The 2,165-nt window shown below is 37.0% G+C and carries 1 protein-coding gene and 1 pseudogene; one reads left to right on the forward strand and one right to left on the reverse strand.

Features of this window, described 5'->3' with window-relative positions; translation table 11 throughout:
• Positions 1-253: 253 nt before the first annotated feature.
• On the reverse strand, positions 254-1,531 hold the full coding sequence (gene iscB, locus NSP_RS04065) for an RNA-guided endonuclease IscB (protein ID WP_006194169.1): 1,278 nt from the start codon (positions 1,529-1,531) through the stop codon (positions 254-256).
• 205 nt (positions 1,532-1,736) lie between these two features.
• Between iscB and NSP_RS04070 the strand changes: the two are divergent.
• Positions 1,737-2,066 (forward strand): annotated as a pseudogene (locus tag NSP_RS04070) (alpha/beta hydrolase-fold protein); the annotation flags it as partial.
• Positions 2,067-2,165 lie beyond the last annotated feature (99 nt).

The raw sequence follows: 2,165 nt of genomic DNA on the forward strand, positions 1-2,165 counted from the left end.
TGCCTAAAGTCAGGGCTTGCGTCTCGTTTTCGGTCAAGCTAGATAAAGNTTTTAACGGATCAATAGGGTCAGGCCATAAATTACCTCTTTTCGGTACACAAAATTTTGTATGTCCATCTTGATATATTAACCCGTAAAAGTCCCCTGTAGTGCCTTTGAGGTGACTTCAGCTTCGTTGGTTTAATACCTAATTTGCTATCTTTGGTAATATCAGTCTTTGCATTTAATCTCATAAAATTGTAGTTTTCCGTAGTCAAACGTAGCTATACCCGTCACTACAATGAACCTTAGTAATATCTTTCATTGTTGAAAATTCAACTCTAAAACCATTGATAACAATCTCACATCCGTTTTTTGTGGGAGTTTTAACACGACTTACATACTTTCCAGAAGTTATGTTTTTACGATCTTTGTGCAAAGTAGCCTTAACAAAATCTCCTGTAGAAACATGAGTGAATATTTTTTTAGGCTCAGTGCAAGGAAAACCAAATTTATTGATCCTACAGAATCTTCTGCAACTATGCCCCGTGCTTTTTACTGTTAAAATTTTTGTTGTCAGTATTTTGAGAGTTTCAACTTTTCCTACACAAGCAGCATCAATCCAATGAGTTTTAGGCAATCCTAAACGAGTTCTATTAAACTTAGTTAAACCTCCTGAACCTGTTGTTATAGGTAATCCAGTTTCTTTTAACTTATTAAATAAAGCCCATCTCGTTGAATTTACAGCAGACGCATCTTTTAGTGGACGCTTGGCTTGGGATAAAATTTGCTTCAACAACTCAGGCTTTTTTGCTAAAAACTTCTCAATATCTTGAGTACCTTTTTTGATATTGCATTTCTCACAAGCTAGACACAAATTAGAAATTCTATTAGTTCCTCCTTTGGCTTTTGGTTTAATATGCTCAACTTGTAAAGGGACATTTTCCGCAGTACAGTATGCACATTTTCTATTCCATTTATTCAAAAGATATTCACGGACTTCATACCCTTGTAACTCTCCCTGTTGATACTCAAAGCCTGATATCTCCGGGTTTTCTAGCTGCTGTAGGTCAAACCTAGCAAGCTCTTGAACTATGTCAGTTATTGGGGCAAAATTACATAATCTTTTAACCCAAGTGTTAATAGTTAAAACTCTATGGCTTAAAGAAGGTGCTAACCAACCTTGAGGTTTAGTGCGGTTAAGAAATCTAGCTTGACGATAACGAGTATGTCTAGAACGTCTTCCTCGCCTTACTCCTTTTCGAGTTTCTAGGCTTTCTTTAATAGCTAAACCTCTGTGTTGTAATTCCATACCCCAGATGACTTTATTATTTTGAACTAACGCAAAACCTGTAGTTTTACTCCCTGGATCTATTTTTAATTCAATCGGTTGAGTTGGAACTTCAGATTTAGGTTCTTTCAAAATTATGGTAAATGGAAATCTTCTAAATACAGCAGCTTTTTGTTGATTTAATAAAAAACGTGCATCTCCTGGATGAATTGGAGTAAGTGGTTTTTTGTTGGTATCAAGAACTAGAACAAAATTAGACATTTAAATTTCACCTTTTCAGGGTAATGTTTGCTTCAACCTTGTTATCTGAGCTTGTTATGCTAAATACACTATCCTTGCGGATTGTTTAATAAGTAGCAACATGGCAGGGGACTAGCGAATCCCAAGGTGTTATGACCTAGATAACGTTTACTCATGTTTTGAGTGGTTTGGTTCACATAAACTACAGATTACTCCGTTTATTTATGCTCTCTCAGCTTTTGCACCGCTTACTGCACCGATGCGTTCTCCTTGGGGTCAAAAAACCTTCAATCGTTATCTAGGCAGCAATCAAGAAACCTGGCGGAATTATGATGCGAGTGAATTAATCCAGCAACTAGGATATCACAGTCCCATTCTGATTGATCAAGGAACTGTTGATCAATATTTGGCTACACAATTATTCCCAGAGGTATTTGAGCAAGCTTGTAATTCTGTGAATCAGCCGCTTAACTTACGTTACCAAACAGGCTACGATCACAGTTATTATTTCATCTCTAGTTTTATGGAAGAGCATATCCGCCATCATGCGAACTGACAAGTCAGCGCCAGCTATCGCCTTGCAGAAAGTCACATGAAAAATACCCCGTTCATATCATGGTTGAACGAGGTATGGATAGGAGTAAATCAACAAGGA

The organism is Nodularia spumigena CCY9414 (genome assembly GCF_000340565.2).
Lineage (GTDB): Bacteria > Cyanobacteriota > Cyanobacteriia > Cyanobacteriales > Nostocaceae > Nodularia > Nodularia spumigena.